At 76.2% G+C, this 20112-nt stretch carries 19 protein-coding genes and 1 pseudogene; 6 read left to right on the top strand and 14 right to left on the bottom strand.

The features are described 5' to 3' along the window. Positions 1-1970: hypothetical protein (locus tag SM611_RS31985; RefSeq protein ID WP_371954054.1), on the bottom strand; the 1970-nt coding region annotated here is incomplete at its 3' end. 107 nt (positions 1971-2077) lie between these two features. Here SM611_RS31985 and SM611_RS31990 point away from each other — a divergent pair. After that, complete coding sequence (locus SM611_RS31990) at positions 2078-3139, top strand: EamA family transporter (protein WP_371954055.1); 1062 nt, start codon at positions 2078-2080, stop codon at positions 3137-3139. A gap of 147 nt (positions 3140-3286) precedes the next feature. Here SM611_RS31990 and SM611_RS31995 read toward each other — a convergent pair whose 3' ends face one another. Next, on the bottom strand, positions 3287-3718 hold the full coding sequence (locus SM611_RS31995) for an acyl-CoA thioesterase (protein ID WP_371954056.1): 432 nt from the start codon (positions 3716-3718) through the stop codon (positions 3287-3289). Positions 3719-3865: 147 nt separating this feature from the next. On the opposite strand from SM611_RS31995, the gene SM611_RS32000 reads away from it, so the two are divergent. From SM611_RS32000 to SM611_RS32010, 3 genes are all read left to right on the top strand, one after another. Next, the gene (locus tag SM611_RS32000; RefSeq protein WP_371954057.1) at positions 3866-4243 is read left to right on the top strand and encodes a YybH family protein; all 378 of its coding nucleotides are present in this window, start codon (positions 3866-3868) and stop codon (positions 4241-4243) included. Positions 4244-4388: 145 nt separating this feature from the next. After that, positions 4389-5585, top strand: a complete 1197-nt coding sequence (locus SM611_RS32005) for an AI-2E family transporter (protein ID WP_371954058.1) — start codon at positions 4389-4391, stop codon at positions 5583-5585. 153 nt (positions 5586-5738) lie between these two features. Then, positions 5739-7571: a glycoside hydrolase family 3 protein gene (locus SM611_RS32010; RefSeq protein ID WP_371954059.1), complete on the top strand. Its 1833-nt coding sequence runs from the start codon at positions 5739-5741 to the stop codon at positions 7569-7571. Between the two features lie 104 nt (positions 7572-7675). Here the strand turns inward: SM611_RS32010 and SM611_RS32015 are convergent, their stop codons facing one another. Both SM611_RS32015 and SM611_RS32020 read right to left on the bottom strand, forming a co-directional pair. Next, a complete protein-coding gene (locus tag SM611_RS32015) occupies positions 7676-8710 on the bottom strand; it encodes an alpha/beta hydrolase (protein WP_371954060.1) in 1035 nt (344 codons plus the stop codon). Between the two features lie 126 nt (positions 8711-8836). Further along, complete coding sequence (locus SM611_RS32020) at positions 8837-9628, bottom strand: alpha/beta fold hydrolase (RefSeq protein WP_371954061.1); 792 nt, start codon at positions 9626-9628, stop codon at positions 8837-8839. Positions 9629-9710: 82 nt separating this feature from the next. On the opposite strand from SM611_RS32020, the gene SM611_RS32025 reads away from it, so the two are divergent. Then, complete coding sequence (locus SM611_RS32025; protein ID WP_371954062.1) at positions 9711-10697, top strand: helix-turn-helix transcriptional regulator; 987 nt, start codon at positions 9711-9713, stop codon at positions 10695-10697. Positions 10698-10733: 36 nt separating this feature from the next. Here the strand turns inward: SM611_RS32025 and SM611_RS32030 are convergent, their stop codons facing one another. The 8 genes and pseudogenes from SM611_RS32030 to SM611_RS32065 form a co-directional block, all read right to left on the bottom strand. Further along, positions 10734-11300 carry a GNAT family N-acetyltransferase gene (locus SM611_RS32030; protein WP_371954063.1) on the bottom strand — a complete coding sequence of 189 codons (567 nt, stop codon included), beginning with the start codon at positions 11298-11300 and terminating at the stop codon, positions 10734-10736. 73 nt (positions 11301-11373) lie between these two features. Continuing rightward, positions 11374-12432: a YihY/virulence factor BrkB family protein gene (locus SM611_RS32035; protein ID WP_371954064.1), complete on the bottom strand. Its 1059-nt coding sequence runs from the start codon at positions 12430-12432 to the stop codon at positions 11374-11376. 27 nt (positions 12433-12459) lie between these two features. Further along, on the bottom strand, positions 12460-12846 hold the full coding sequence (locus tag SM611_RS32040; protein WP_371954065.1) for a DUF3618 domain-containing protein: 387 nt from the start codon (positions 12844-12846) through the stop codon (positions 12460-12462). Continuing rightward, positions 12843-13334, bottom strand: coding sequence for a phage holin family protein (locus tag SM611_RS32045; protein ID WP_371954066.1), 492 nt, complete (start codon positions 13332-13334; stop codon positions 12843-12845). The genes SM611_RS32040 and SM611_RS32045 overlap by 4 nt, the downstream gene beginning before the upstream one ends. A gap of 167 nt (positions 13335-13501) precedes the next feature. Then, on the bottom strand, positions 13502-14251 hold the full coding sequence (locus tag SM611_RS32050; protein ID WP_371954067.1) for an SDR family oxidoreductase: 750 nt from the start codon (positions 14249-14251) through the stop codon (positions 13502-13504). A gap of 58 nt (positions 14252-14309) precedes the next feature. Next, the gene (locus SM611_RS32055) at positions 14310-15434 is read right to left on the bottom strand and encodes an AAA family ATPase (protein WP_371954068.1); all 1125 of its coding nucleotides are present in this window, start codon (positions 15432-15434) and stop codon (positions 14310-14312) included. Continuing rightward, positions 15418-16207, bottom strand: a pseudogene (locus SM611_RS32060) (RNA ligase family protein). The gene SM611_RS32055 and the pseudogene SM611_RS32060 overlap by 17 nt, the downstream one beginning before the upstream one ends. 271 nt (positions 16208-16478) lie before the next feature. Then, positions 16479-17369: a Vgb family protein gene (locus tag SM611_RS32065; RefSeq protein WP_371954069.1), complete on the bottom strand. Its 891-nt coding sequence runs from the start codon at positions 17367-17369 to the stop codon at positions 16479-16481. 81 nt (positions 17370-17450) lie between these two features. Between SM611_RS32065 and SM611_RS32070 the strand changes: the two genes are divergently transcribed. Continuing rightward, positions 17451-18134: a TetR/AcrR family transcriptional regulator gene (locus SM611_RS32070; RefSeq protein ID WP_371954070.1), complete on the top strand. Its 684-nt coding sequence runs from the start codon at positions 17451-17453 to the stop codon at positions 18132-18134. Positions 18135-18154: 20 nt separating this feature from the next. Here SM611_RS32070 and SM611_RS32075 read toward each other — a convergent pair whose 3' ends face one another. Then, a complete protein-coding gene (locus tag SM611_RS32075) occupies positions 18155-18817 on the bottom strand; it encodes a response regulator (RefSeq protein WP_371954071.1) in 663 nt (220 codons plus the stop codon). Further along, complete coding sequence (locus SM611_RS32080) at positions 18805-19977, bottom strand: sensor histidine kinase (protein ID WP_371954072.1); 1173 nt, start codon at positions 19975-19977, stop codon at positions 18805-18807. Before SM611_RS32080 ends, SM611_RS32075 begins: the two co-directional genes overlap by 13 nt. Between the last annotated feature and the right edge of the window lie 135 nt (positions 19978-20112).

Here is a 20112-nt window from a genome sequence, read left to right on the forward strand (position 1 = left end):
GAACCAGTCGCGGCCGAACCACCAGGCCGGGGCGAGGTTGGCGGCGGCGTAGGCGAGGATGAGCGTCCCGACGAGCCGGGGGGCGGAGCGGTGCGGCGCGACCAGTTCCAGCCATACGAACCCGGTGAGCCACGCGGCGGCCGGCCAGTAGCCGAGGCACGCCGGGAGGGGGCGGCGGCCGTCGGGCGGGGTGCGGGTGGCGCGGCAGAGGGCGGCGTGCAGGGTCCGCAGCGGGGTGACGCGCCGCCATACGGGCCCGAGCAGGACGCTGGCGGGGGCGGGGGCGCGATCCGCGGCGGCGGGGCGTCCGCGGCGAACGGATCGGCAGGCGGCGCCGCGGGAGCCGGGGCCGGAGGGACCGGGGCGAAGGCTGGGGCGGGGGGTTCCGGCGCCCCGGACGCGGAGGGAGGGGGCTCGGGCGCGGCCGGCGGCGGGGCGGGCGCGGCCGGCGGCGGGGCGGGCGCCACCGCGGGCGGCGGGCCCGGCGCGTCCTGCGCCGGCTCGGGCACCGGCGCGACCGGCTGGTCGGCGCCCGGCCCCCCGCGTTCGGCGGCCATGTGGGCGCGGGCGGCCTTGATGATGTCCCACGCCGACAGCTCGTCGGTGGACGGCGGGCTGTGCATCGCCGGGGACGTCAGCTCCGCGGCGACCGCCTGCGGCACCGCGAACCCGCTCGCCGGCGGCGCGACCTGCGCCAGCCGGCACCACGTCAGCCCGAGGGTGTAGGTGGTGGACAGCAGCGCGGCGAGCGCGTCGGCGTCGTCGCTGCGCAGCGCGTCGGGGAGCCGCCCGTCGCGCGGCCACAGCGTCCGCAGCGGGTTGGCCGGGTCGGCCAGGACCGCCTGCAGGGTGCGGGCGCTGTCGGGATCGAGCCAGCGCTGCAGGGCCGGCAGCGCGCCGGGCGCGGCCTGCAGGTCGGCGGCCAGCACCGCGATCCCGGCGCGGCGGACCTCGTCGTGGCCGCGGCCGGGCGCCGACGGGCGCGGCCCGGTCAGCCCGGCGACGATCTGCTGCAGGTCGTACAGGGCCAGGCGCAGGTACTCGCCGGGCGCGGTGTCGCGGACCATCGGGGTGGCGTACTCGGCGGGGCAGCGGCGCCGCCACTCCTGCAGGACGGCGTCGGGCCCGTACCGGACGGTGGCCATGTCCTGGTTGACCATCCGCAGCGACGCGGCCGTCACGGCGGCGAGGGCGTCGGCGCCGGGCCGGAACCGGGGGTCGGCCTGCAGTCCGGCGGCGACCTCGTACATGACACGGGCGATGTGGGCGGCACCGCCGCCGTCGCCCGCGCCGAGCCGGTGGACGTAGTAGCCGGCCAGGGTGGCGAAGTCGGGCGGCATCATCCAGTGCAGCCGGTCGGCGGAGGTGGTCAGGAACGGGATGAACGACTCGATCAGCGGGTGCTCGGTCAGCGCGACCGGGGACCCGGCGCACCACAGCAGCGCGCCCCACGCGGCCGCGACGGTGCTGGGCGTGCCCGGCTGGAACATGGGGTCGCGCTGGGCGAACTGCTGCGGGTCGACGGCCAGCGCGGTGGTGAGGGCCTGGGAGATGCGCGCCACCACGGCGGTGTCGGGGACGGGCCCGAGGAACCCCAGCGGCGCCACCCGCCCGGCCGCCAGGTCGGGGCCGGTGGGGAACAGCTGCGGCGGGACGGGCGGGGTCCCGGCGCCGCGCGGCGCGGGGACGGCGACGCGGCGGTCCTCGAACGCCGCGGGCGGCGGGCAGGGATGCCAGGCGCCGTCCAGTCCGCACCGGTACCAGCGGCCCCACGCGCCGTAGAGCCACCATTCGCCGGCGCCCCACAGCATCCGCGCGGCGACCTGCGCCGCGCGGGCGGCGGGCTGGGCGGTCTGCCACCATGGGGAGGCCACCAGCTCGCGCACGTTGCCCTCGACCGAGGCGAACAGGTCGCCGCTCGGGCCGCCTCCGGTTCCGCCGGGCCCCGCCCCGGCCGCCTGCCAGCTCATCCGGCGAATAGTAGTCGCCCGGTGCCCCGTTTCCGGCATCGCTCGGCCGAACCGGGCGGGTACCGGGCGGTATCTCCCCCTCGGCGCGTAAGGACTGTTATGACAGGATGATCATTAGCTCGCCGCGGGGGCGGGCGAACCGTGCGGCGGGGGTGGGGATGGGCGGCGCGGCGCGCACCACGGGGACGGGCCGGGCCGCCGGTGTCGGCCTGGCGGTGGTGTCCTCGGTGTGCTTCGGCACCTCCGGGCCCTTCGGCAAGGCCCTCATCGAGGCCGGGCTCGGCCCGCTGCAGGCGGTGTGGCTGCGGATCACCGTCGCCGCGCTGGTCCTGGCGGCGATCGCCGCGGTGCTGCGCGGCCGCGCGGCGCTGCGCGGGCTGCGGCCCCACGCCGGCCCCCTGGTCGCCTACGGGCTGACCGCCATCGCGGGCTGCCAGGCGCTGTTCTTCGTCGCCGCGTCCCGGCTGCCGGTGGGCGTGGCGAGCCTGCTGGAGTTCGGCGGGCCCGTCGTGGTGCTGGGGTGGCTGCGGCTGGTGCGCCGCGTCCCCGTGCACCGCTCCGCCGCCGCCGGCGTCGCGGTCGCCATGACCGGGCTGGCGCTGGTCGTGCGGGTGTGGACGGGCCTGTCGCTGGACCCGCTCGGCCTGGCCGCCGGGCTCGGCGCCGCCGCCTGCCAGGCCGGGTACTTCCTGATCGCCGACCGGCTCGCCGGGCGCGCCGACCCCCTGGTGATCACCTCCGCCGGCAGCGTCGTCGCCGCGGCCGCGCTCGCCCCCCTCGCCGCCCCCTGGGCGCTGCCGTGGGACGTGCTGCCCGCCCAGGTCCCCGTCGCCGGCCACACCGCGCCCGGCTGGACCCTCGTCGCCTGGATCGCGATCGTCAGCACCGTCATCGCCTACCTCACCGGCGTCGCGGGCCTGCAGCGGCTCTCGGCCCAGGTCGGCGGCGCGATCTGCTACACCGAGGCCGTCGCCGCCGCCCTCGTCGCCTGGGCCGTGCTCGGCGAGCGCCTCACCCCGCTGCAGATGACCGGCGGCGCGATCGTGCTGGCCGGCGCCTACATCGCCCAGCGCGCCGCCGTCGCCCGCCCCGGCGTCCCCCCGCCCCCGGCCGGCGGGACACGGCCGGTTCCGGACGCCGATCCCGGCGCCGTCCCCCTGACACCCTGACAGGGGAACGGGGGCGGGACGGTCAGGCGTTGCCGGCGCGGAAGCGGCGGGCCTCCAGCGTGACCGACACCGCCAGCAGCACCAGCGCGACCGCGGCGCCCTCGGCGACCGCGGCAGAACAGGGCGCCGAGTAAGGCGGAGGGCCGGTCAGGCGGAGGGCGCCGCGCCCGTCCCGTCCAGGTAGGGCCGCAGGGCCGACCTGACCCGCGCGGGCATCTCCCGCTTGGCCTTGGACGCCGGGTCGATGAACACGTGCCGCACCTCACCGTCGGCGATCAGCCGCTCGCCCACCCGGAACACCGGCCGCACGGTCATGCTCGTCGTCCCCAGATGCGCCACCGGCATCGACACGTCCAGCAGCTCGTCGAACCGCGCGCCCTCCCGGTAGCGGATCCGCGCCTCGGCCACCACCAGGTCGTAGCCGTCCTCCACCATCTCCCCGTACTCGCCGACCAGCGCCCGCCACAGCTCCGTCAGCGCGACGTCGTAGAAGAACAGGTAGTGGCCGTTGAACACCACGCCCTGCTGGTCGCACTCGCTGTACCGCACCCGCAGCCGATGCGTGAAAACCTCGCCCATACCCGGCATCCTGCCGCATGGCGGACGCCCGCCCCCCGCCCAGTTCATAAGCGCTGCTTCTGGGATCAAGAACATCTATCTCTTGGACTTCTGAAGGTGCGGCGACCACGATGGAAGGCGAGCCCAACCGGACACACGGAGACAGCCATGACGCGATACGAGAAGGCCATGCGGCCCGAGGACATCACGCGCCTGTTCGTCGAACGCTCCAACGCCGGCGACGCGGCCGGCGTCGCCGCCCTCTACGAACCCGACGCCGTGCTCGCCTACCCGCCCGGCTCCCAGACCGTCGGACGCGACGCCATCCGGGCGCTCTGGCAGAAGGTGCTGGAGGCCCGGCCCCGCTTCGAACCGGAGGAGCCCCTGCCGACCCTGATCAGCGGCGGCCTCGCGCTCACCTCCACCCCGCCCCGCGACGGCGCCGGCGCCCGCGCCCAGGTCGCCCGCCGCCAGCCCGACGGCAGCTGGCTGCGCGTCCTGGACCAGCCCGAATTCGTCCCGCCGCCCGGGGACGCCCCCGCCTGACCTCACGGCCCGGCGCCCCCAGCGCCCAGCGCCCGGCACCCCGGCGGCCCCGGGGGGGGGCGGTGGCTGAAGGCTCGGCAAAGGTTGCCCCTGCCGCCGGGCTGGACGGCCGGGCCGGGCGGGGCCCGGCCGTTAGCGTGCGGGCATGCCGCAGACGCCCGGCGACACCTCCGCCTACGCGCCCGCCGACGTCCCGCCCGACGCCGCCGATCCCGCGGCGCGGCCCGCCGCGGCGCCCGGGCTCCGGATGCCGCCGTGGCTGCCGAAGGCGTTCGCGCTGGCCGGCGTCGTCGTCCTGGCGTTCATGGCGGGACTGTGGCTGCTGGAGCGGCTGCGCGGCCTGCTGCTGCTCCTGCTGATCTCGCTGTTCCTGGCGTTCGCGATCGAACCGGCCGTCAACTGGCTGGCCCGGCACGGATGGCGGCGCGGCGCCGCGACCGCGCTGATGTTCGTGGCCGTCGCGGTCCTGGCCGCCGGGTTCCTCGGCGGCATCGGGTCGCTGCTGGCCACCCAGGCCACCAACCTCATCGGCGGGTTCCCCGGGTACGTCCGCCAGGTCATCGGATGGGTCAACGCCACCTTCGGGACGCGCCTGTCGCAGGACACCGTGTTCCAGCGGCTCCCCACCGTCACCGGAGCGCTGTCGCGGAACCTGTCCTCCCTCGCGCAGAACGCGTGGGGGATCGGCGCCACCGCGTTCGGCGTCGTGTTCAAGGGCCTCGGCGTCCTGCTGTTCACCTTCTACCTGTCGGCCGAAGGGCCCCGGTTCCGCCGGACGGTCTGCTCCCTGCTGCCCCCGCGGCGCCAGCGGGAGGTACTGCGCGCCTGGGAGATCGCCGTCGACAAGACCGGCGGCTACATCTACTCCCGCGGCCTGCTCGCCCTCATCTCCGGCATCGCCCACTACGCCGCCCTCGCCGGGTTCGGCGTCCCCTACGCGGCGATCCTGGCGGTCTGGGTCGGCGTGGTGTCGCAGTTCATCCCCGCCATCGGCACCTACCTCGCCGGCGCCGTCCCCCTCCTGATCGCGCTGACGGTGTCGCCGGCGACCGCGCTGTGGATCCTGCTGTTCATCCTCGCCTACCAGCAGCTGGAGAACTACCTGCTGCAGCCCCGCATCACCGCCCGCACCCTGGACATGCACCCCGCGGTCGCGTTCGGGCTCATCCTCGCCGGCGCCGCCGTCGCCGGGCCCGTCGGCGTGCTGCTCGGCGTCCCGCTGGGCGCCAGCCTGCAGGCGTTCGCCGGCGCCTACATCCACCGCTACGACGTGCAGGAGCACCCGCTCACCGTGCCCGACCCCGAAGGCGCACGCTGGTGGCGATGGCTGCGCCGCGGCTGACCCCGCCACCGACCGTGCGACCGACCGTGCGGCCCGGCCCGCGCGGGCGGCGGCGACGTCGTCGAGCATTGCCGTGGACGGCGCCGCCCCGCCGGGCTAGCGTGCCGGGAGGAGCATGATCAACAATCGGCTCGGGGGCCGGAGGGAGCCGTCATGAACCGTCCCCGCACGCGCCGCCGCCGCTGGACCGCCGGCCTCACCGCCGCGATCCTCGCCGCGGCCGCGCTGAACACGCCCGCCGCGCCCGCCGCCGGCGCGGCGCACGGCCGCGACCCCGCGCTGCTGCGCCTGCTGGACTCGATGACCCTGGAGGAGAAGGCCGCCCAGCTGTTCGTCCTGCAGATCCACGGCACCAGCGCCGACACCTCCGACCCCGCCGCCGTCGCCGCCAACCGCAAGCTGTACGGGGCCGACAACGCCGCGCAGGTCGTCGCCCGCTACCAGCCCGGCGGGTTCATCTACTACGGCGACAACGTGCGCGACCCGCGCCAGCTCGCCGCGTTCTCCAACGGCATCCAGCGCGCCGCGCTGGCCCGGCCGCACCGCGTCCCCGCGACGATCGCCATCGACCAGGAGGGCGGCATCGTCGCCCGCGTCCAGCCGCCCGCCACCCAGTCGCCCGGCGCGATGGCGCTGGCCGCCGGGCGCCGCACCGGCGACGCCCGCGCCCTGGCCCGCATCACCGGACGGGAACTGCGCGCCATCGGCGTCAACCAGGACTACGCGCCCGACGCCGACGTCAACATCGACCCCGCCAACCCCGTCATCGGCGTCCGGTCCTTCGGCTCCGACCCCGCGCTGGTCTCCTCCATGGTCACCGCGCAGCTGGGCGGGTACCGGTCCGGGGGAGTGACCGCCACCGTCAAGCACTTCCCCGGGCACGGCGACACCAGCACCGACAGCCACACCGGCGTCCCGCAGATCGACCACACCCGCGCCGAATGGGAGCGGCTGGACCTGCCGCCGTTCCGCGCCGCGATCGCCCACGGCGCCGAGGCGATCATGACCGCGCACATCGTCGTCCCGTCGCTGGACCCCTCCGGCGACCCCGCCACCCTGTCGCGGCCCATCCTCACCGGCATCCTGCGCGAGCGGCTGCGCTACCGCGGCGTCATCGTCACCGACGCGCTCGACATGCAGGGCGTCCGCGACAAGTACGGCGACGAGAACATCCCCGTCCTCGCCCTCAAGGCCGGCGCGGACGTGCTGCTCAAACCGCCCGCGGACGCCGACGGCGACGGCGTGTTCCCCCGCCAGCTCGCCGCCGTCGTCGACGCCGTCCGGACCGGGGAGCTGACCGAGAAGCGCATCGACGACTCCGTCTACCGGATCCTGGAGCTCAAGCACAGGCGCGGCCTGTTCCGCGACCCCTACGCCGACGAGTCCCGGGTCGCGCAGACCGTCGGGACGCCCGCGCACCTGGCCGCCGCGCAGCGCGCCGCCGACCGCACCACCACCCTGGTCCGCAACGACGCCGGCGTCCTGCCGCTGCGGCCCGGCCCCCGCGACGCCCTGGTCACCGGATGGGGCGTGTCCACCACCGCCTCCATCGGCACCGAGATCGCCCGCCGCGGCGCCACCGCCACCATCCGGCAGACCGGCATCAACCCCGGGCAGGCGGACATCGACGCGGCCGTCGCCGCCGCCCGCGACCAGGACCTCGTCGTCGCCGTCACCAACCGCGCCTGGGACATCTCCAGCGAACCCGGACACAACGGGCCCGGTCAGATGAACCTCGTCAACGCCCTCATCGCCACCGGGAAACCCGTCGTCGTCATCGCCGTCCGCGACCCCTACGACATCGCCTGGCTCCCCGGCGCCGCCACCTACCTCGCCACCTACTCCTACACCGCCGAGGCGCTGCGCGCGGCCGGCGCGGTCCTGTTCGGGGAACAGGACCCGCGCGGCCGGCTGCCCGTCACCATCCCCGCCCGCGACGAGCCCGGCACCGTCCTCTACCCGTTCGGGCACGGCCTCGGCTACTGACGGCCTCGGCCACTGACGGGCGCGCGTCCCGGCCCGGTCCGGGGTGCGGCAGCCGCTGCCACGCCCCGGACCGGGCCGGTCCGTTCCCCGCGCTCAGGCGCGCGTCACGCCTGCCGGGCGCCGATCGACTTCATCAGCGCCGGCCAGATGAACTTCGACTCCCGCACCCACGCGGGCCAGTTGTGGCGGCCGTCGCCGTAGATGTGGGCGGTGTAGGGGATCTTCAGCTCGTCCAGCCGCTTCTGGAAGTCCTTGTTGTTCGCGCCCACCGCGATCTCGCTCAGCAGGCCGATGTCCCACGGCGCCACGTCCGGGTCGCCCGGCCCCGGCCGCCCCGTCGTCCCGGCGGAGAAGAACACCCCGGTGCCGCGCAGCTTGGACGCCAGCGAGTACGGGTCGTGGGCCTGCCAGTTGGCGTCGTCGGCCCACGGGACGCCCCAGATCGCGAACGGGTCCTGCCCGTTGCTGGCATTGGTGAACATCAGCATCGCCGGCATCCCGATCGAGCGCATCGACAGGATCCCGCTCAGCGACGCCGCGTACTTGAACAGCCCCGGGTGCCGGGCCGCGTACGCCATCGCGCCCGCCCCGCCGGAGGAGTTCCCGATCGCCGCGCGCAGCGCGCCCGCGTGGTAGTTGCGCTCCATCAGCTGGCGCACCTCGGCGGTGTGGAAGGTCTCCCACTTGGGCGACCCGCCCTTGCCGTAGTTGTACCAGTCGGTGTACGAGCCGTTGTCGCCCTCGGGCATGACGACGATGACGTTGTACTTGGCCGCCCACGCCTCGATGTCGCTGTTCTTCGTCCAGGAGGTGTAGTCGTCCTGGCCGCCGTGGAAGGCGTAAAGGACCGGCCACGTCGCCGTCGAGGCCCGCGTCCAGTTCGCCGGCAGCAGGATGCGGGCCTTCACCGACCTGCCCAGCGCGGGCGAGGAGATGGTGATGTCGACCTCGCGGGCGCCGACCTTCTGCTCCGCGGTGATGCGCGCCCCGTCGTCGGCCTTGACCGGCCCCGCCAGCGCCTGCGCGGGCGCCGCGCCCGCCGTGCCGAGCCCGGCGGCCAGGACGACGCCGACCGCGCTCGCGGCCAGTGAACGCCGGCGCGGGATCCGGTGGGGACGGCGGCTGAGGGTAGGTGTCATCTGCTCACCTCGGGGTCAGGCCCGACCCCCGTGGCCGCGCGACTCCGGTGAGTGTCCTCGCCCCCGGCGCAAACGATCTACATGGGGGAGTTACAAGAAACCCGCGCGGCGCTGTGGAGAAGTGAGTCATCCGGCGGCGCCGACCAGCAGCGCGGCCAGTTCGCGGGGCCGGGAGAACATCGGCCAGTGCCCGGTCGGCAGCTCCCGGTAGGTCCAGCCGGGCCCGATCATCGCCGCGAAGACCGGATGCCCGGCCGCGCCCATCTCCCGCACCGCGGCCAGCGGGATCGTCGTCGCGATCAGCGTGCGGGGCGTCTCCGGCAGCGGATCGGGCCTGGTCAGCGCCTGTGTCGCCGTTCCGAACGGCTGCGGGGTGCCGCGCTCGCGCATCGCGGCCAGATGCGCGGCGGACAGCCCGGCCAGGTTCACCGGGTCGGCGTCCGGGTCGAACGGCGGCACCGGGATCACCCGGCCGCCGCCCCGCGCGGCGACGGCCTCCTCCAGTTCCGCGCGCTCGCGCGGTTCGTGGAAGTCGATGGCGGCCATCCCGGACGGCATCGGCCCGCTGTCGACGTACACGACGCGGGCGACCCGGCCGGGCATCCGGTCGGCCGCACCCGTGACGGCCATGTTCGCGCCGCTGTGGGCGACCAGGACGACCCCGTCCAGGCCGCCGTCCTCGACGACCCGCACGATGTCGGCGATCTGCGCCTCGACGTCGACGGGAGCGCCGCCGGGCGCGGCCTCGCCGGCCCGCTCGGCCTGCCCCGCCGGAGTGAGCGCGCGGACGCCGCGGCCCGCCGCCCGCACCGCCTGCGCCACCTCGTCCCACGCCCAGGCGCCGAGCCAGTACCCCGGCACCAGCACGAACGTCGCCTCGCCGGTCTTCATCTCGGCGCCTGCCTTCATCTCAGCCATCTCAGCCGTCCTCCCTCGGTGGGCGTGCCGCCACGCTACGGTGAATACCGGACAGGAACCGCCCGGATTAAGTGAGTGACGCGTGCCACAGCCGACCCACCCCACGACCCGCGTCCTGGCGATGCTGGAGCTGCTGCAGGCCAACCACCGCATGGGCGGCGCCGAACTGGCCCGGCGGCTCGGCGTGGACCCGCGCACCGTCCGCCGCTACGCCGCCCGGCTGGAGGACCTCGGCGTCCCCGTCGTCGCCGAACGCGGCCGGCACGGCGGCTACCGGCTCATGCCCGGCTACCGGCTCCCGCCGCTCATGCTCACCGACGACGAGGCCACCGCCGTCGTGCTGGGATTGCTGGCCGGACGCCGGATGGGCCTGCCCGGCCAGGCCACCGAGGCCGCCCTGGCCAAGGTGCAGCGCGTCCTGCCGGCCGCCCTGCGCGACCGCGTGCAGGCGCTGCGCGACACCCTCGGGTTCACCGCCCCCGACCGCTCCGCCGGCGCGGACGCGGGCCGCGGCGGCGCGGCCGAGCCCGACACCGGCGCCGTCCTCACCCTGGCCGCCGCCGCGCGGGAGCGGCGCCGCGTCCGGCTGCGGTACCGGTCCCGGCGCGAGGAGGAGACCGAGCGGGACCTGGACCCCCACGGGCTGGTGTTCCACTCCGGCCGCTGGTACGTCACCGGCCACGACCACCGCAGCGGCGAGACCCGCACCTTCCGCGTCGACCGGATCGCCTCCGCCGAGACCGGCGCCGCGACCTTCGACGTGCCGGACGGCGTCGACCCCGTCGGGGACGTCACCCGGTCACTGGCGCGCGTCCCCTACGCCCACGAGGTCGAGGTCGTGCTGCGCGCCACCCTCGCCGAGGCCCGACGCCGCGTCCCCGCCTCCGTCGCGACGCTGGCCGAGGACGGCGAGGGCGGCGTGGTGATGACCGCGCGCGCCGAGCGGCTGGACGGCATGGCGCGGATGCTGGCCGGGCTCGGGTTCCCGTTCGCGATCCGCCGGCCCGACGAGCTGCGCGGCCACGTCCGCGACCTGGCCCGGTCGCTGGAGGAGCAGGCCGCCCGCTGACGGCCGGCGCGCCATAATGCCGGGCCGGCCGGCGGGTCAGGAGGCCGCGCGGGCGTCCCACTCGTGGCGCAGCATCGCGTAGACGACCTCGTCGCTCCACTCGCCCTTGACGATCTCGTTCTGCACCAGGTGCGCCTCGCGGCGCATCCCGAGCCGCTCCAGCACCCGCGCGGACGCGGCGTTGCGGCCGTCCAGCCGCCCGCACACCCGGTGCAGGTCCAGGCCCTCGAACCCCAGCCGCAGCACGACCTCGGCGGCCTCGGTGGCGAACCCGCGGCCGTGGAAGGCCGGGTTGAAGATGTAGCCGATCTCGCCCTGCCGGTGCTCGCGGCTGCGCCACTGCAGGTTGACCTCGCCGATCAGGTCGCCGGTCTCGCGCCACACCACCGCCAGGACCAGCCAGTCGCCCTCCCTCTCCACGGTGGAGGCGCCCATCTTCTGCTTCAGGAACGACCGCGACTCCTCCAGCGAGCGCGGCTCCCAGTACAGGAAGCGCGCCACCTCCGGCAGGGACTGGTAGGCGTACAGGCCCTCGAGGTCGTCCTCATGGAACGGCCGCAGGGTGAGCCGCTCGGTCTCGATCGGGTATGCGGGACGGAGCATGCGGAGATCCTATTCACCGCGCCGGGCCCTGTGCGACCCGTGAATCCCCGGCAACCCGCCGCTCGCGCCCGCCCTAGGACCGGCCGCCCGGCAGGTGCCCGCGGGTCGCGCCCGGCCCGGACGCGGCCGAAGGACCGGCGCCACCGGCGTCCCCGTCCCCGCGCCTGTCCCCGTCCTCGTCCTCCAGGCCCGCCTCGCGGCGCTGCTGGTCGTCGAAGGCGCGGGTGTCGCGGAACTCCACGTACGGCTCCTCGTCCGGGGGAGTGCCGGCGGCGATGGCGCGGCCGCGCTCCAGCTCGGAGTTCAGCTCCGACCCCAGCAGGATCGCCAGGTTCGTGATCCACAGCCACACCAGGAAGATGATGATCGCCGCCAGGCTGCCGTAGGTCTTGTTGTAGGAGGAGAAGTTCGCCACGTACACGGCGAACAGCCCGGACGCCGCCAGCCACAGCCCGATCGCCAAGAGCCCGCCCGGCACCAGGCCCCGCAGGCCGCGCCTGGCGTTGGGCGACGCCCAGTACAGCAGCATGAACAGGAACGCCACCACCACCAGCAGCACCGGCCACTTGGCGATGTTCCAGACCGTCACGGCCTGCGAGCCGGCCCCGATCACGTCGCCGACCTTGCGGGCCAGCGGCCCGGTCACCACCACCGCGATCACCGACGCCGACAGCAGCACCAGCGTGACCAGCGTGACGCCGATCCGGATCGGGACGGTCTTCCAGATCGGGCGGCCCTCGGGGATGTCGTAGACGACGTTGGAGGCGGTCATGAACGCCCCCACGTACCCCGACGCCGACCACACCGCGGCCAGCAGGCCGATGGCGGCGACGACCCCGGCGCCGCCGGCGCCGCCCTGCAGCTGCCGCACCGAGCTGACCAGCAGGTCGCGGACCGCGCCCGGCGCCAGGTCGCCGATGTTGGCGATCAGGTCGTCGGTGGTCGACTGGCCGGCCAGCCCGACCAGCGACACCACCACCAGCAGCGCCGGGAAGATCGACAGTACGGAGTAGTAGGTGAGCGCGGCGGCCCACGCGGTGAGGTTGTCGCGCTTGACCTCCCCCGCCGTGCGTTTCAGCGCCGCCGTCCAGGAGGCGGCCGGGGGGTCGGCGATGGCTCTGGGGGCGGGCATGGCGTCCTCTCGGCGGATCGGTGCCGCTCAGCGGCCCTTGTGGCGGCGCACCTGGACGGCGTGCCTCTGACCGGGGCGGACCCGGAACCGCACGGGCCCCATCCGCCTGGTGGACGTCCGGCGGCGGCGCACCCACACCGCGGCCGTCGCGACGGCGCCCGCGGCGACGATCACCGCGCCGCCCTGCCGCGCCCTGGCCATGGCCTGTTCCGAGCCCGCGGCCCGCCACGCCGACGCGGCCGCGTCCCGGGCCCGGTCCTTGGCATGCTCGGCCTTCTCCCGGGCCAGCGCCTTCACATCGGCCTTGGCGGCCAGCTGCTCGACCGTCTCGCCGAGTTCGTGGCGCGCCCGGTCGACCTCCTGGCGCAGCTCCTCGGTGGCGGCGTCGGTGCCGTGCCTGCCCTGCGTGGTCATCGGTGCGTCGCCCTCTCCTTCAGCTCCGCCACGGCCTGGCGGGCCTCGTCCATGGCCTGCTCCGGCTTGGCGGGTGTGGCGCGCCTGGCCTGCGACCGGCCCATCAGCGCCAGCACCCCGGAGACCAGCATCAGGAACCCGCCGATGATGAGCGCCGCCGCCCACACCGGCAGGGCCAGCGCGATCGCGGCGATCGCCGCGGCCAGCAGCGCCGCCACCCCGTACAGCGCCACCAGCGCCGCGCCGCCCAACATGCCGGCGCCGGTGCCGGCGTGCCGGCCCTTGCTCTTCAGCTCCGCGACGGCCAGCCGCAGCTCGGCGCGCATCAGCTCCGACACCTGCTGCGCGGCCTGCCGCACCAGCTCGCCCGTCCCCGCCTCGCCGCGCCCGTTGCGGTGGAACTCCGGGGCGCGGGCCTGGTCCTGCCTGTGCGCGCCCATGCTCTCGGCCGTCGTCTCGCCGTCATGCGTCGGCCGCACGATGCTCATAGCCTTCAGGCCCCCTCCGCGTTTGGTCTCGAAGCCTGGAGGTGGCGTTCCCCGTCGTCAGCGGCTAAACGTGTGCGCGTCCCGACGAAGGGTGAACGGACGCGGCCCGCCGCGCCGCCGCGTCCCGTCGCGTCCCGTCGCGGGCGGCGGCGGCGCGCGGCGGCGGGTCAGCCGCGTCCCACGTGGGACGGCATCGCGGTGGCCAGCACCGTCATCGACTGGACGTTGGCCTCCAGCGGCAGGCCCGCCATGTACAGGACGGCGTCGACGACGTGCCGGACGTCCATCACCGGCTCGGCCCGCACCGAACCGTCCGCCTGCAGGGTGCCCGCGGCGAACCCGCCGGTCATGTCGGTGGCGGCGTTGCCGATGTCGATCTGCCCGCACGCGATCCGGTAGGCGCGGCCCTCCAGCGACAGGGACTTGGTGAGCCCGGTCACGGCGTGCTTGCTGGCGGCGTAGGCGACCGTGCGGGGGCGCGGGGCGTGCGCCGACAGTGACCCGTTGTTGATGATGCGGCCGCCCTGCGGGTCCTGGTCCCGCATCATCAGGAACGCCTGCTGCGCGCACAGGAACGCGCCGGTGAGGTTGGTGTCGACGACGGCGCGCCACTCCTCGTGCGGGTACTCCTCCACGGGCGCGGACGCGCCGAACGTTCCGGCGTTGTTGACCAGCAGGTCCAGCCGTCCCCACCGGGAGGCGACGGCGCCGAACAGGTCCCGCACCGACCCGGGGTCGGTGACGTCGGCGGGGACGGAGAGGGCCTCCCCGCCGCCGGCGGACCGGGCGGTCTCCCGCAGGCGCTCCGCGCGCCGGCCGGCGAGCGCGACCCGCCACCCGGCGTCCAGGAGCGCCGCCGCGACCGCCGCGCCGATGCCCGATCCGGCGCCGGTCACCAGCGCCACGCGCCCGCCCATGAGCAGCCTCCCTCTCTCGGCCCGCCCATTATCCCGCCGCGGGGCAGCGGCGGGGCGGTTAGGCGGTGGTGAGCCAGTCGACCCGGTGCGCCTCGGTCGGGTCGGGGGTCTCCCAGCGGCGCACCAGCCGGTCGACGACCGCGTCCGGGACGGGAGCGCGCCGCGCCCGGTTCCGGTCGCGGATCACGGCGGGGGGCGCCTCCAGCGCGACGACCTCGACCCGTCCCCGGTAGCGGGCCGCCAGGCCGGTGCACGCGTCCCGCTGCCGCCGGGACACGTTGGTGGCGTTCCACACGAACGACCGCCCGGCGCGCAGATGCCCGCGGGCCTCCTCGTGCGCCGCGGCGGCCACCGCGCGCTGGTCGCCGGCCGGGGACACCCCCATCTCGGCGCGGATCCGGTCCAGGCTCACGACCGGCACGCCGGGGCGGTTGGCGGCGGTCCAGTGGTCCTTGCCGGCGCCCGGCAGGCCCGACAGGACGGTGACCGTGCAGCGGGTGTCGTCGTAGGCGGCGTAGCCGGGGTCGCGGCCGGGCGTGCGGAAGTACCAGAACCGGGCGTGGTCGGACGGGAACGCGCGCGGCGCGTCCAGGCAGCCCTGCTCGGCGCAGTACTCCCCGTACAGGGCGACGTTGTCGAGCAGTTCCTCGGTGTCGGGGCAGATCCGGCCGAGGATGTCGGCCGACGCCAGCAGCACCAGGTCGTCGTTGCGGGCCAGCAGGCTGGCGCGGAACGCGATCTGCTGCAGGTCGGGGCGCTCCAGCGCCCAGAACGGCACCTGGTGGTGGCGGATCAGCGCCGCCACATGCTCGCGCCACGCCACGGGCGCGCCCAGCTCCCACAGGATCCGCCGCGCCATCAGGTCGCCGCGCCGCGAATGGCCGCGCGCGGTGATGCGGCCGTCGTCGCCGACGGCGGTGCAGTGCGGCTTGGCGACGTCGTGCAGCAGCACGGCCGCGAACAGCCGCACCCGCTCCCCGGGCGGGCGGGCCCGCCACCGCGGCAGCGCCGCCAGCGCCTCGCACGCCATCCGGGTGTGGACCTCGACGTCGCCCTCGCCGTGGAACACCGCGTCCTGCGGGACGCCCGCCAGGTCGCGGACCCAGCCGAACGCGTCCCGGATCTCCCGCCACGGGACGTCCCAGTGCGGCGGCGCCGGGCACAGCTCATCGAACACCCGCATACAGCACCTCCGGGTCGGCGAGGCCGTTGGCGACGATCGGCCGGTCCTGCCAGTGGGTGCCCGCGTCCAGGGATCGCGGTCAGGAAGCTCGGCCGGACCCACTTGTAGCGGGCGACGGTGCGCCCGTCCTCCTCCACCTTGATGTAGAGGCCCTCCATCTCCTCGCAGGAGTCGGTCTCCTCGGCGACGCGGCCCGGGTCGGCGCCGCCCGCCTCCGCCGCCGCGCGCAGCGCGTCCCGCCAGCGGGGCGTGCGGCAGGTGGACGGGCCCGCGAGCGCCGTCAGCGCCGCCGCGTCGGGCACCGTGCCCTCGTGCAGGACGGGCACCGGCACCACCGGCGCGCCGTCCAGCAGCTCACGGCGCCGCGCCGTCGACAGGAACGTCCCGTCCGACAGGTCGAGCACGTCGAACTCGCAGAAGTAGTGGGGGAGCGCGTCGTAGAAGACGGTGTGCTTGGCGTACAGCCACTCCCCGTACAGCACGTACCGGTCGCCGAGCCGTTCCCGCAGGACGTGCTGGACCGACGCCGCCCACGCCTTGAACGGCCCGAACTGCCGCTCGCGCGGCCCGCTGGCCAGGTAGTGGCCGCGGCTCTGCAGGCGCAGCCGCCCGTCCGGGGCGAAGCTGATCCCGGCGTTGGCGCCGTCGAGCTTCTCCTCCACCACCAGGTGCCGCCCGGCAATCGCCGCGAACGGCGCCGCGGCGAGGTCGTGGTCGCCCGGCTGGAGCCGGGACCCCTCGATGTGCGGGGTCCGGGGGTACTTGCGCAGCATCCGACCGTTGTAGGCGAACACCGCCGATCTCGCCAACCGGTTTTCGGCCCGCGGCTCTGAGGCGGGTGGCTCCGCGGCGGGTGGCGACCCGGTCGGCAGCGGCGCCGGGCCGCAGATGGGCGAACGCGACCGCGAGCGTCTGTGACGGGACGCCCGGTGGCGGATGTCGCGTGACGCGCGGCTCCACCGTGGCGCCGGGACGTTCCACCGCCCCTCGAACCGTGCCCGTTCCCGCCCGCACCGGACGCCGCGGGTGGCCGGGACCCGGGGGTCAGCCGACGGCGATGCGCGCGAGCGCGCCCGACTCCAGCGCCGTCCACAGCGCGCCGTCGGCGCCGAGCGCGATGCCGTGCGGCTCGCAGCCGGGAGTCGGCAGCGGATGCTCGTGGACGCGGCCGTCGGGGGTGATGCGGCCGACGTGGGCGGTGCCCCACTCGGTGAACCACAGGTCCTCGCCGGGGCCGGCGGCGATGGCGTGGGGGCGCGCCGCCGGGTCGGGCAGCGGGAACTCGGTGACCTTCCCGTCGGTGGTGATCTGCCCGATGTGGCCGGTGCCGATCCCGGTGAACCACAGCGCCCCGTCCGGTCCGGCGGCGATGCCGACGGGCGCCGTCCCCTCGGTGGGCAGCGGGTGGACGGCGACGTCGCCGTCCGGGGCGATCCTGCCGATGGCGTTGCCCTGGTTGAGGGTGAACCACAGCGCCCCGTCCGGCCCCGCCGTGATCATCGACGGCATCGTGCCCTCGCCGGGCACCGCGAAGTCGGTGACGTCGCCGCCGGTGGTGACGCGGCCGATGCGGCCGGTGTGCATCTGGGTGAACCACAGGGCGCCGTCGGGCCCGGCCGCGATCCCGCACGGGCCGCAGCCGGCGGGCGCGGCGAACCGGGCGATCTCGCCGCCGGTGGTGATCCGGCCGATCGCGTGGTCGCGGAACGCGGTGAACCACAGCGCGCCGTCCGGGCCCGCCGTGATGATCATCGGCCCGGCGGGGGCGGGGCCGTGCAGGGTCAGCTCGCCGTCCGGCGTCATCCGGCCGATGCGGTCCTCGTGGACGACGGTGAACCACAGCGCCCCGTCCGGACCGGCCGCGATGCCGTACGGGCCCGCCTCCGGGCCGGTGACCGCGTACTCCCTGATCGTGGCGTGCGAACCCTGCGACATGATCGTCCCCCCTCGTCCTCAACTGCTGTTACCGCACCGCGGCGAGGTTAACGCAACCCGCGTTGCGTTACGCTCGGTGCCGTGAGCTCCGACCCGCGCCGGGGACGCCCGCCCATGACCGCGCCCGGGCCCGGCACCGTCCGCCCCGGCGGCCGCACCGCCCGGGTGCGCGACGCCGTCCGGGCGGCCACCCTCGCCGAGCTGTCCGAGCACGGACACCACGGCCTCACCGTCGAGAACGTCGCCGCCCGCTCCGGCGTGCACAAGACCACCGTCTACCGGCGCTGGGGCGGCGCTGACGGCCTCATCGCCGACGCCCTCGACCGCGCCGCCGCGGAACCGTGGCCCGTCCCCGACACCGGGACCCTGGCCGGCGACCTGCGCGACCTCGCCCGGCTCGTCCTGGCCGGCCTCACCGACCCCGCTCAGGAGCCTCTCACCCGCGCGTTCGTGCTGGCCGCCGCGCATAGCGCCGCCGCCGCCCGCGCCCTGCACGCCTTCTACGCGCGCCGCCACGAGCAGTCCGCCGTCATCGTCGAACGCGCCGCCGCCCGCGGCGAGGTCCCCGCCGGGACCGACCCGGCCGAGGTCGTCCGCACCGCCGTCGCGCCCCTCTACCACCGCGCGTTCATCACCGGCGAACCGGTCGACGCGGCCGCCGCCGACCGCGCCGCCGCGGCCGCCTGCGCGGCGGCCCGCGCCGGCGCCCTCGTCGCCCCGGGACCCGAGCCCCCGCCGCGGGGGCGGCCCCGCCCCGCCCACTGAACCCCCGGTTCCCCGGCGGCTCAGGCGAGGCCGGCGTCGTGGGCCAGGAGGGCGATCTGGGTGCGGTTGTCCAGGTCGAGCTTGGTCAGGACGCTGGACACGTGCGCCTTCACCGTTGCCACGCTCATGAACAGCTCCGCCGCGATGTCGGCGTTGGACCGCCCCCGCGCGATCGCCAGGACCACCTCGCTCTCGCGCGGGCTGAGCCGGGCGAGCGCCGCGCGGGCCCGCTGGTGCGCGCCCGCCTCGGTCGCGGCCCGGTCCATGAGCCGGCGCGTGATCCGCGGCGACAGCATCGGCTCCCCGGCCGCGACCCGCCGGACGGCGTGGACGATCCGGTCCGGCGGTGTGTCCTTCAGCAGGAACCCGCTGGCGCCCGCGCGCAGCGCGTGCAGGACGTCCTCGTCGGAGTCGAACGTCGTCAGCACGATCACCTCGGGCGGGTTCGCCCTCGCGCGCAGCCGGCGCGTCGCGGTGATGCCGTCCACCCGCGGCATCCGCAGGTCCATCAGCACGACGTCGGGCGCGTGCGCGTCGGCCGCGGCGGGCACCTCGTCGCCGTCGGCGGCCTCGCCCGCCACCGTGATCCCGCCCGTCCCGTCCAGCATCATCGACAGCCCGGCGCGGACGAGCGCGTCGTCGTCCACGATCAGCACGCGCAGGGGAGGGATCACGCCGGCCATGGTAGCCAGGCCCGCAGCCGGAACTCCCCGCCGGCGACCTCGTGGTCCAGCCGGCCGCCCGCCAGCCGGACCCGCTCGGTCAGCCCGACCAGCCCCGTCCCGCTGCCCGGCGGCGGAGCCTGCCCGCCCTCGGCCGCCAGCGGGTTGCGGACGTCGATGACCAGCCCCGCGCCGGGACGCCCCTCCAGCGCCACCCGGACGGGACGGCCCGCGGCGTGCTTGCGGGCGTTGGTCAGCGCCTCCTGCACCACCCGGTATGCGGTCCGCCCCGCCGCCGGCGGGAGCTCCGCCGCGCCGTCCACCTCCTCGCGCAGGTCGACCCGCCCGCCCGCGTCGCGGGACTCCGCCACCAGCCGGGGCACGTCGGCCAGGACGGGCTGCGGCCGGTCCCCGCCGTCCCCGCCATCCTCGCCGCCGTCGTCGGCGCGCAGCAGCAGGATCACCTCGCGGAGCTCCTCCAGCGCCTGGTGCACCCCGGCCCGGACCACCCCGGCGGCCTGCGCCAGCTTCTCCGGCGGGGCGTCCGGGCGGTACTCCAGCGCCCCCGCGTAGGTGGCCAGCAGCGACAGGCGGTGCGCCAGCACGTCGTGCATCTCCCGCGCGATCCGGGCCCGCTCGGCCATCCGCGCCTCGGCGACCCGGCGGCCCTGCTCGGCCTCCGCGCGGCGCGCCCGCTCGCGCAGCGACATCAGCAGCGCGCGGCGCGCCCGGGCGAGCGCACCCCAGCCGATCACCGCGCCGTACCCGAGCGCGACCAGCAGCAGCCACCAGCCGAAGGAGATCCCGCCGCTCGGCTGCCGCAGCCCCTGCACGACGTGCGCCGCGATCCCCGCCGCGCCGACCCCCGCCGCGACCGGGAACGGGCGCCGCTGCGCGACCTGCAGCGCCCCCATGCTCGCCACCGGCGTCGCCGCCGGGGACAGCGCCGCCAGCGCGCTCAGCGCCAGCGCCGCCGGGACCGGGCGCCACAGCAGCGCAGGCGACAGCAGCCAGCCCGCCGCCCCCACCGCGACGTCCAGCGCCAGGACGCCCCCGCCCGCCCCGGTACGGCCCCACACCGTCAGCGCGACCAGCGCCCCCGACACCGCGAGCATGATCGCAGCGCCGGTGCGCATGCGCAGCGGACCCGCGTCCACCTGGCCGAACGTCGCCTCGTCCACCGGGCAAAGGCTAGCGGCGGCCCCCCGGGGCCGACACCGACCAAAGTCGGTGACCGCCCCGCCCCCGGACGGACCCGCCCCCGCCCCGCGCCCGATGCGGCGCACCCGCCGCCGCCGCGACGCTGACCGGACGTG

Origin of the sequence: Actinomadura monticuli (assembly GCF_041463655.1) — a bacterium.
Classification (GTDB): Bacteria; Actinomycetota; Actinomycetes; order Streptosporangiales; family Streptosporangiaceae; genus Spirillospora; species Spirillospora monticuli.

Coding starts and splice junctions, on each gene's coding strand:
- SM611_RS31990 (WP_371954055.1), top strand. CDS start 2,078: ATGATCATTAGCTCGCCGCGGGGGCGGGCGAACCGTGCGGCGGGGGTG.
- SM611_RS31995 (WP_371954056.1), bottom strand. CDS start 3,718: ATGGGCGAGGTTTTCACGCATCGGCTGCGGGTGCGGTACAGCGAGTGC.
- SM611_RS32000 (WP_371954057.1), top strand. CDS start 3,866: ATGACGCGATACGAGAAGGCCATGCGGCCCGAGGACATCACGCGCCTG.
- SM611_RS32005 (WP_371954058.1), top strand. CDS start 4,389: ATGCCGCAGACGCCCGGCGACACCTCCGCCTACGCGCCCGCCGACGTC.
- SM611_RS32010 (WP_371954059.1), top strand. CDS start 5,739: ATGAACCGTCCCCGCACGCGCCGCCGCCGCTGGACCGCCGGCCTCACC.
- SM611_RS32015 (WP_371954060.1), bottom strand. CDS start 8,710: ATGACACCTACCCTCAGCCGCCGTCCCCACCGGATCCCGCGCCGGCGT.
- SM611_RS32020 (WP_371954061.1), bottom strand. CDS start 9,628: ATGGCTGAGATGAAGGCAGGCGCCGAGATGAAGACCGGCGAGGCGACG.
- SM611_RS32030 (WP_371954063.1), bottom strand. CDS start 11,300: ATGCTCCGTCCCGCATACCCGATCGAGACCGAGCGGCTCACCCTGCGG.
- SM611_RS32035 (WP_371954064.1), bottom strand. CDS start 12,432: ATGCCCGCCCCCAGAGCCATCGCCGACCCCCCGGCCGCCTCCTGGACG.
- SM611_RS32040 (WP_371954065.1), bottom strand. CDS start 12,846: ATGACCACGCAGGGCAGGCACGGCACCGACGCCGCCACCGAGGAGCTG.
- SM611_RS32045 (WP_371954066.1), bottom strand. CDS start 13,334: ATGAGCATCGTGCGGCCGACGCATGACGGCGAGACGACGGCCGAGAGC.
- SM611_RS32050 (WP_371954067.1), bottom strand. CDS start 14,251: ATGGGCGGGCGCGTGGCGCTGGTGACCGGCGCCGGATCGGGCATCGGC.
- SM611_RS32055 (WP_371954068.1), bottom strand. CDS start 15,434: ATGCGGGTGTTCGATGAGCTGTGCCCGGCGCCGCCGCACTGGGACGTC.
- SM611_RS32065 (WP_371954069.1), bottom strand. CDS start 17,369: ATGTCGCAGGGTTCGCACGCCACGATCAGGGAGTACGCGGTCACCGGC.
- SM611_RS32075 (WP_371954071.1), bottom strand. CDS start 18,817: ATGGCCGGCGTGATCCCTCCCCTGCGCGTGCTGATCGTGGACGACGAC.